The sequence below is a fragment of the Amycolatopsis sp. genome, assembly GCF_035546795.1.
In the GTDB taxonomy this organism is placed as follows: domain Bacteria; phylum Actinomycetota; class Actinomycetes; order Mycobacteriales; family Pseudonocardiaceae; genus Amycolatopsis_E.
Genome location: NZ_DASZWC010000028.1, coordinates 1 through 8,957, shown reverse-complemented (window position 1 = coordinate 8,957; position 8,957 = coordinate 1). Strand labels below are relative to the sequence as shown.

Here is an 8,957-nt window from a genome sequence, read left to right as displayed (position 1 = left end):
CGCCGGCTCCCCTCCACTTCCGTGGCGGAGGCGCTGCGCGCCGCAGAAAGGATCTAAGTGATCGCATCATCGTGGCTGCTGGTCGCGTTCCCGGCCCTGGGCGCGCTGATCCTGCTGGCGGGCGGGAAGCGCACGGACGCTTGGGGCCATCTGCTCGGCTGTGCGACCGTCATCGCCTCCTTCGTCTACGGTCTCGTGCTGTTCTTCGGCAGCGACGGCAAACCGGCCGACACGAAGTTCTACTCGTGGTTCCCGGTCGGAAACCTCACCGTGGACTTCGGCTTCCGGATCGACGCGCTGTCGCTGGTCTTCGTCCTGCTGATCACCGGGGTCGGCTCGCTGATCCACATCTATTCGATCGGCTACATGTCCGAGGACGTCAACCGGCGCCGTTTCTTCGGGTATCTGAACCTGTTCGTGGCCTCCATGCTGGTTCTGGTGCTGGGCAACAACTTCATCACCCTCTACCTCGGGTGGGAGGGCGTCGGTCTCGCCTCGTACCTGCTCATCGGGTGGTACACGGACCGGCCGTCGGCCGCGACCGCGGCGAAGAAGGCCTTCCTGATGAACCGGGTCGGCGACGTCGGCCTGGCGCTCGCGATCTTCCTGATGTTCAAGTACCTCGGCACCGTGACCTACGCTGGCGTGTTCGCGAACATCGGCCACGCGCCGGCCGGCGTGATCACCGCGATCGCCATCCTGCTGCTGCTCGGCGCCTGCGGTAAGTCCGGCCAGTTCCCGTTGCAGGCCTGGCTGCCCGACGCGATGGAAGGTCCGACCCCGGTGTCGGCCCTCATCCACGCCGCGACGATGGTGACCGCCGGGGTGTACCTGGTCGCCCGGTCGAACCCGATCTTCAACGAGACCGAGAGCGGCAGGCTGATCGTCACCCTGGTCGGTGCAGTGACGCTGCTGATCGGGTGCATCATCGGCTGCGCCTACGACGACATCAAGAAGGTGCTCGCCTATTCGACGGTGAGCCAGATCGGCTACATGATGCTGGCCGTCGGGCTCGGCCCGCTCGGCTACGCGCTGGGCATCATGCACCTGCTGACGCACGGTTTCTTCAAGGCGGGCCTCTTCCTCGGCGCCGGCTCGGTCATGCACGCGATGAACGACGAAGTCGACATGCGCAAGTTCGGCGGGCTGTACAAGCGGATGCCGATCACGTTCGTCACGTTCGGCCTCGGTTACCTCGCACTCATCGGTTTCCCCTTCCTGTCGGGTTATTTCTCCAAGGACGCGATCATCGAGGCCGCCTTCGGTCAGGAAGGCTGGCGCGGCTGGGTGTTCGGGCTCGCCGCGATGCTGGGCGCGGCGCTGACCGCGTTCTACATGACGCGTCTGGTGCTGATGACCTTCTTCGGCAAGGAACGGTGGAAGGACATCAAGTCCAGTGACGGCCGCGACTTCCACCCGCACGAGTCCCCGTCGGTGATGACGGTGCCGATGATCTTGCTGGCGATCGGCTCCGTCGGCGCCGGGGCGTTCTTCTCACTCGGCGACCGGCTTTCGGCCTGGCTCACTCCGTCGCTGGGCGAGCTCACCGAATCCGAGCACAGTGTGCTGCCGCATTCGCTGATCCCGTGGCTGACAGTTCTCCTTTCCGCACTGGGTGTGCTTGTCGCTTGGCTCGTGGTCGGCCGCCGGGACACCCCCGTGGAGCGGCCGCAGAACGTATCCGCGGTGGTGCGGGCCGCACGCAAGGACCTGTACGGCAACGCCCTCAACGAAACCCTCGTCGCCACGCCCGGTATGTGGCTGACCCGGTTCTCGGTCTACCTGGACAGCCGGGGCGTTGACGGCGCTGTCAACGGACTGGCCGCCGCGCTCGGCGGAGGTTCCGGGCGACTACGCCGATTGCAGACAGGTTTCGTCCGTTCCTACGCGCTTTCCATGCTGGCCGGTTCGTTCGTACTGGTCGCGGCCCTGTTGTTGGTGAGGTTCTCATGACCTGGGTACTGGCCCTCATCCTGCTGCCGCTGGTCGGCGCACTGGTCCTTTGTGGACTGCGAAAGAACGATCGGACCGCGATGACGGTCGCGCTCGTCTTTTCGATCCTCGAGTTCCTGCTGATCATCCCGACGTGGGCGAGCTATCACCCGAGCGGCGCCCGGCTGCAGCAGACGACGACGATGGACTGGATCCCGAGCTTCGGTGTCCACATCTCCTTCGGTGTCGACGGCATCGCGCTGATCATGATCGCGGTGATCACCTTCCTGGTGCCCATCGTGATCGGTGCGCTGGGCACCGCCGACAAGCTGCCGGAAGGCCGCAGCGCCGGCGGGTACCTCGCGTTGATCCTGGTGCAGCAGGCGCTGACCATCGCGGTGTTCGCCGCGACCGACGTGTTCGTGTTCTACGTGCTGTTCGAGATCATGCTGATCCCGATGTACTTCCTGATCGGCGGCTACGGCGGCGCGAACCGGCAGTACGCGGCGGTGAAGTTCTTCCTGTACTCCTTTCTGGGCGGGCTGATCATGCTGGCCTCGGCGATCGGCGCGTACTCGCTCGCCGCGGACAAGCTGGGGCACGGCACATTCGACTGGGCCACCCTCGTCACCGTGGTGCGGGATGCCCCGACCGGCACGCAGATCTGGCTGTTCCTCGGCTTTTTCCTCGCCTTCGCCATCAAGGCACCGCTGGTGCCGTTCCACACCTGGCTGCCGGACGCGGCCGGCGAGGCACCCATCGGCGTGGCGGTGCTGATCGTCGGCGTGCTCGACAAGGTGGGCACCTTCGGCTTCCTGCGCTACTGCCTGCCGATGTTCCCCGCCGCGAGCAAGGCGCTCGCGCCGCTGGTGCTGGTGCTGGCCGTGATCGGTGTGCTCTACGGCTCGATCCTCGCGGCCGGCCAGCAGGATATGAAGCGGTTCGTGGCCTACGTTTCCATTGCTCACTTCGGGTTCATCGCGCTGGGCATCTTCGCGTTCACCCAGCAGGCCACCGTGGGCTCGGTGACCTACATGCTCAACCACAGCCTCGCGACCGGGATGCTGATCGTGGTGCTGGGCCTGGTGATCGCGCGCGGTGGCTCGACGCGGATCTCGGATTACGGCGGTATGTACAAGGTGACTCCTCTGCTGGGTGGGATGTTGCTGCTCGCGGGACTGTCCACTTTGTCCTTGCCGGGGACCAACTCCTTCGTGAGTGAGTTCCTGGTACTGCTGGGTTCGTTCGAGACCCAGCCGGTGTACGCGATCCTCGCGACCTTGGGCATGGTGCTCGCCGCGGCCTACGTGCTGTGGCTGTACCAGCGGATCATGACCGGGCCGGTCCGGGGCGACGCGCTTGTCGGCGCCGGTGGCGGCCCAGGTACGGCTATCGCGCCGGAACTGGGCGCGCGCAAGGCAATCAAGGATCTCGGCGGTAAGGAGCTGGCGATCCTGATCCCGATGGTCGTGCTGATCATCGGACTCGGGTTCTATCCGAAACCGGTGCTGGACACGGTGGGACCGTCGGTGGACGCCACCCTTTCGGCCATCCAGGGAGGACAGGCGAAGTGATCCAGGTTCTGGCCCAGCAAGGGCAGATCGCGACGCCGCAGATCGAGTACGCGGCTGTGTTGCCGGTGCTGATCGTGCTCGCGGCGGGCTGCGTCAGCGTGCTGTTCGAGGCATTCCTGCCGCGGCACATGCGCTGGCCGGGGCAGGTTGTGCTGAGCCTGCTGGCCGTTGTCGCCGCCGGTGTCTCGCTCGTGATCTACGTGAGCAGTTCGCCGAAGGCCGGACTGACCACGTTCGCCGGGGCGATCTCGGTGGACAAGCCGGCGTTGTTCCTCTGGGGCACGCTGCTGGCACTGGCACTCGGCGCGGTGCTGCTGATCGCGGACCGTTCCGTCGAACCCGGCGGCGCGTTCGTGGCACAGGCATCGATCCGGCCCGGCACGTTCCAGGACCGGGCCCAGGTCGGCTCGACCGGGATGCAGACCGAGGTGTTTCCGCTGACGCTGTTCGCGCTCGGCGGCATGATGACGTTCTGCGCGGCGAACGACCTGCTGACCATGTTCATCGCGCTGGAAGTGCTGAGCCTGCCGCTCTACCTGATGTGTGGGCTCGCGCGGCGGCGGCGCCTGCTGTCGCAGGAGTCGGCCGTCAAGTACTTCCTGCTCGGTGCCTTCTCGTCGGCGTTCTTCCTTTACGGGCTGGCGCTGCTCTACGGCTACGCGAACTCGGTGAAGCTCGCCGACATCGCGCACGCCGCCGCCGGCTCGGACCGCTCCGACGCGCTGCTGTTCGCCGGGATGGGCTTGCTGGTCGTCGGGCTGTTGTTCAAGGGTTCGGTGGGGCCGTTCCACACCTGGACTCCGGACGTCTACCAGGGTGCGCCGACTCCGGTGACCGCGTTCATGGCCGCCTGCACGAAGGTGGCCGCGTTCGGCGGGATCCTGCGGGTGCTGACCGTCGGGTTCGAATCGACGAGCTGGGAATGGCGCGGGGTGCTGTGGGCCGTCGCGATCCTTTCGATGGCGATCGGCGCCGTGCTCGGGCTGACGCAGACCGACGTGAAGCGCATGATCGCCTACTCCTCGATCGCGCACGCCGGCTTCCTGCTCGTCGGGACGCTGGCGATGACCGAGCAGGGCTTGTCCGGCACGCTGTTCTATTTGCTGGCCTACGGTTTCACCACGCTGGCCGCCTTCGGTGTTGTCTCGCTCGTGCGGGACTCTTCCGGTGAGGCGACACATTTGTCGGCGTGGGCCGGGCTGGCCAAGCGATCTCCGGTGCTGGCCGGCGTGTTCACCTTCCTGTTGCTCGCGCTCGCCGGTATCCCGTTGACGAGTGGCTTCGTCGGGAAGTTCGTCGTGTTCTCGGCAGCGCTGCGGGACGGGATGGCGCCGCTCGTGGTGATCGCGCTCGTGTTCAGCGCTGTCGCGGCGTTCTTCTACCTGCGCGTGGTGGTGCTGATGTACTTCTCGCAGCCGGCGGCCGACGGGCCGACCGTGACCGTGCCGGGCGCCTTCACAACGGCGGCGATCACGCTCGGGGTGATCATCACCCTGCTGCTCGGTGTGGTGCCTTCGTTCGCGCTCGGCTGGGCCGGGGCGGGCTCGTTCGCCTTCTGACGGTTTTTCCAGTTCTGCCAAGGGAAACGGCAGTCGGCCGGTCTCGGTGAGGTGGCGCAGCTTTTGCAGGTGCCGCCTCGCCAGGCCGTGACTGCGGGCTTCTTCGAACATGCCGCGGATCTCGCTGTTGGCCGCGCGGCGGTTGGGTTTGGTTTTCGGAGTCATGCTTCGAGTCTGCCTGATTCGGGGCGGGACGTGGGAAACAGAATTGGATTCTGGGGATAACTGGGTGGGTGTGGATAACCTCGCCGTTTCCGGGATTTGGGGTTGACGGCGCGCGCGACTTGGACTGACAGTGGGTTGGTGGCCGGCGCGGGTGGCGAGCACGCGTCGGAACGATAGGAGCGCCGAGGTCAGCGGCGAACGCACCAACTTGTTCGGTCATACGGCGATTTTGGGGCTACGGCGGCGTGCGCGGCGACACGCTGGCTGGAGCGCCCGAGACATCGGCGGGTTCTTGACAGCTCTACCGGCGCGGCAGGCACCCGCCGGGGAATACCGACGCGCCGACGGGCGTGGCAGAACACTGATGGGTGCGGCGAAAAGGCCGACAGGCGCGGCAAAACACTGGAGGAGTGATGAAACAAGACGGAGAAACATCGACGGGTGTCGCCAAAACGGCGACTGGCGTCACAAACATGCGACCGGGAACGGCTGTCATGCGGACTGGAGGGGAGAAAACACCGATGTAGCGCAGGAAAAGGCGATGGATGCGGTGAAAACGGCGACCTGGCGTGGCAAACACGCGTCAGGGTCGGCCGACGCGCGACGGAGCTGCGAGCATTCCGGCCGGGCCAGTGAGGCCGACACGTCCACCCACTCAAACTGAACTGATCACTTGGGCTTTCTGCCACTCGGCCAACCGTCGCCAGCACGTCGCGCCCGGCGCATCGAGCAGCTTGGTGGGCAGCAACCGGTCCCCCGGATCGCTGTACGCAGCAGATACAGAATGCCCTCCAAGCCGGCCCGATCATCACCACGCTTGCGACCGGGTACCGGAAACGCGGCTGCGGCAACGGAATCAGCGGTCCCAACCGCGCCACAACTCGTCAGTCACGCCGGACGCACGAAGGCGGACGCCGAGGCGGACGCGCCAAGGCGGACGGGGACCCGGTGAGGAAGGGGGTTACGCGGAAACGGCGGCGTGTTTGGCGGCGGAGAGTTCGCGGCTGTTGCTGATCAGCTGCTCGGCGATTTCGTCTATGCAGGCGGTGAAATCACGGTCCTTGGTCTCGTCCCAGCTCGCCAGGGACTCCAGCAGCCACACGCGCCACGCCGTCACCAGGCGGCCGAACGTCTCCGTGCCGAAACCGGTGAAACGGAAGTGCCCTTCGGCCTCCGCGAGGTAGCCCATGTCGACCAACTGCCGTGCGGTGGGCTCGAAAATGCCCGCCGGAACCTCGGTCCGCTCGGCCAGTTCGTGCAGCGTCGCGGAGCCGTCGTCCACGCTGTGCCGGTACACCTGCACCAGCATCCAGCCCTGCGCGTGAGTCAGTGGTACGCCCGAGCGTGCGAGGATCGCCGGGCCCGGGTCGGCCTTTCGCTTGCGCCACACCGCGGCCACGACTTTTTCCAGTTCCTGCCGCGAATCCCCGGAGCCCGGTTCCGAGAAACCAGTGCTGCCCGCAGCCACGGCCTTCGTCGAATCGCGGAGCGGAACCTCCTTCAAGAACAGTGCCACAACGAAAGACAGGATGCCGATCGGTGTGGCCACCAGGAACATCGTCTGGATGGCGTCCACATAGGACGGAACAGTGGGCACCGCGGGTAGCTGGTTGGTGAAGATCGTGCCGAACACGGCCACCCCGAAGGAGCTGCCCATCGTCCGCAGGAAGCTCACGCCCGACGTCGCCACGCCCAGATCGTCGTAGTCCGCGGTGTTCTGCACGACGATTGTCGGTACCTGCATACAACAACCGAGCCCGAGGCCGAGCACGATCATGTACCCGGAGGCGACCCAGAAACTCGTATTGACGTCCAAATTGGACAGCAAAAACAAACCCAGCGCCATCACCAGCGAGCCGGCCAGCGGGAAGATCTTGTACCGCCCGGTGCGGCTGATCACGACACCGCTGGACAGCGTGGTGATCATCAGTCCGATGATCAGCGGCAGCATCCGGAGCCCGGACTCCGTCGCGCTGGCGCCCTGCACCCGTTGCAGATACGTGGGCAGGTACGTGATCCCGCCGAGCATTGCGAAGCCGACGACGAAACTCAGGATGCCAGCGACCGTGAACACCCTGCCGCGGAACAGCCGCATCGGCAGCATCGGCTCCGCCGCCCGCTGTTCCACCAGCACGAACAGCGCCAGCAGTATCACCGAGCCGACGGCCAACCCGATGACCGTCGGCGAAGCCCATGGGTACTCCGTGCCACCCCAGCTCGTGAACAGCGTCAAGCCCGTCGACGCCAGAGCGATCAGCAAAATCCCCAGATAGTCGATCCGCGGTTTCAAAGTGCTCTTGACCGACGGCAGCGCCGCCGCGGCGATCACCACCACCAGCACCCCGAGCGGGATGTTGACGTAGAACGCCCACCGCCAACTCAGATGATCGACGAACAGCCCGCCCAGCAACGGGCCGACCACGGTGGCGACGCCGAACATCGCGCCGATCGCGCCCTGGTACTTCCCGCGCTCCCGCAGCGGCACCACGTCGGCGATCACCGCGGACGACGTGACCATCAGCCCGCCACCGCCGAGGCCTTGCACGGCGCGGAATGCGATCAGCCAGACCATCGAATCGGCCCAGCCGGAGAAGAACGAGCCGACCAGGAACAACACCACGCTGGCCAGGAACGCCTTCTTGCGGCCGAACAGGTCGCCGAACTTGCCGATCAGCACCGTCATGATCGTTTCGGCCAGCAGGTACGACGTGACGACCCACGAAAGGTGGTTCGCCCCGCCCAGATCGGCGACGATCGTCGGGAGCGCGGTGGACACGATCGTCTGGTCGAGCGCTGCCAGCAGCATCCCGAGCATGATCGCGGCGACGATGGTGTTCTGCGTCTTCCTGCTGGTCACAGGCGGAAGGCTAACCGCGTGCGCCCCCATCCCGGGCGTTCCTCACCCGATGGTGGGCGAAGCTTTGTCGTGTTCGTCACCCAGGCCCTTGGCCAACGCCCCTCGGTGGCGCTCTGCCTTGCCATTACGCTGGTGAAGACCGTGACGGAGTGCGAGAGGGCAGGGGAACGTGTCGGTTCAGGGAGGCGCCATCGAGGATCTGCGCGCGAGCGTGGGTCTGCGGATCGCCGATGAGCAACTGCTGCGCACGCTGGCGGCCGGCCTCGCCGATGTGGAGAACCTCCTGCGGGAGACCGCACGCAGCGAGGTCAAGGCGGTGCACGACGCCGCGTCCCACCTGGTCGAAGCGGGTGGCAAACGTTTTCGGCCGTTGTTCACGCTGCTGGCCGCGCAGTTCGGCAAGGGCAATCACCAGGGCGTGGTGACCGCCGCGGCGGCGGTCGAACTGGTGCATCTGGCCACGCTGTACCACGACGACGTGATGGACGAGGCGCAGATGCGCCGCGGGGCGCCCAGTGCCAACGCCCGCTGGGGCAACAACATCGCGATCCTGGCCGGCGACTACCTGTTCGCGACGGCGTCGCGGCTGGTGAGCCGGCTGGGCCCGGACGCGGTGCGGATCATCGCTGAGACGTTCGCCCAGCTGGTGACGGGCCAGATGCGCGAGACCAAGGGCAACACCGCCGGCGTCGATCCGGTCGACCACTACCTCAAGGTGATCTACGAGAAGACCGCCTGCCTGATCTCCGCGTCGGGCCGTTTCGGCGCCACGTTCTCCGGTGCCACCGAGGACCAGGTCGAACGGCTGAGCCGGCTCGGCGGCATCGTCGGCACCGCGTTCCAGATCTCCGACGACATCATCGACATCGA

General features: G+C 66.2%; 5 protein-coding genes. 4 read left to right on the top strand and 1 reads right to left on the bottom strand.

All coding sequences use genetic code 11. The annotated features are described in order from the left end of the window. Nucleotides 1-57 precede the first annotated feature (57 nt). Genes nuoL through nuoN form a run of 3 tightly spaced genes read left to right on the top strand, consistent with a single transcriptional unit; the run spans nucleotide 58 to nucleotide 5,065 of the window. On the top strand, nucleotides 58-1,953 hold the full coding sequence (nuoL, locus tag VHD82_RS17480) for an NADH-quinone oxidoreductase subunit L (RefSeq protein ID WP_325704393.1): 1,896 nt from the start codon (nucleotides 58-60) through the stop codon (nucleotides 1,951-1,953). After that, the gene (locus VHD82_RS17475; protein WP_325704390.1) at nucleotides 1,950-3,506 is read left to right on the top strand and encodes an NADH-quinone oxidoreductase subunit M; all 1,557 of its coding nucleotides are present in this window, start codon (nucleotides 1,950-1,952) and stop codon (nucleotides 3,504-3,506) included. The genes nuoL and VHD82_RS17475 overlap by 4 nt, the downstream gene beginning before the upstream one ends. After that, nucleotides 3,503-5,065 (top strand): NADH-quinone oxidoreductase subunit NuoN, encoded by a 1,563-nt coding sequence (gene nuoN / locus VHD82_RS17470; protein WP_325704388.1) that lies wholly within the window; start codon nucleotides 3,503-3,505, stop codon nucleotides 5,063-5,065. The genes VHD82_RS17475 and nuoN overlap by 4 nt, the downstream gene beginning before the upstream one ends. Before the next feature lie 1,126 nt (nucleotides 5,066-6,191). Here the strand turns inward: nuoN and VHD82_RS17465 are convergent. After that, nucleotides 6,192-8,117 (bottom strand): MDR family MFS transporter, encoded by a 1,926-nt coding sequence (locus tag VHD82_RS17465; RefSeq protein ID WP_414637537.1) that lies wholly within the window; start codon nucleotides 8,115-8,117, stop codon nucleotides 6,192-6,194. A gap of 139 nt (nucleotides 8,118-8,256) precedes the next feature. Here VHD82_RS17465 and VHD82_RS17460 point away from each other — a divergent pair. Further along, nucleotides 8,257-8,957, top strand: a 701-nt coding sequence (locus VHD82_RS17460; protein WP_325704382.1) for a polyprenyl synthetase family protein, incomplete at its 3' end; no start/stop codon positions are given.

Coding starts and splice junctions, on each gene's coding strand:
- VHD82_RS17475 (WP_325704390.1), top strand. CDS start 1,950: ATGACCTGGGTACTGGCCCTCATCCTGCTGCCGCTGGTCGGCGCACTG.
- VHD82_RS17465 (WP_414637537.1), bottom strand. CDS start 8,117: ATGGGGGCGCACGCGGTTAGCCTTCCGCCTGTGACCAGCAGGAAGACG.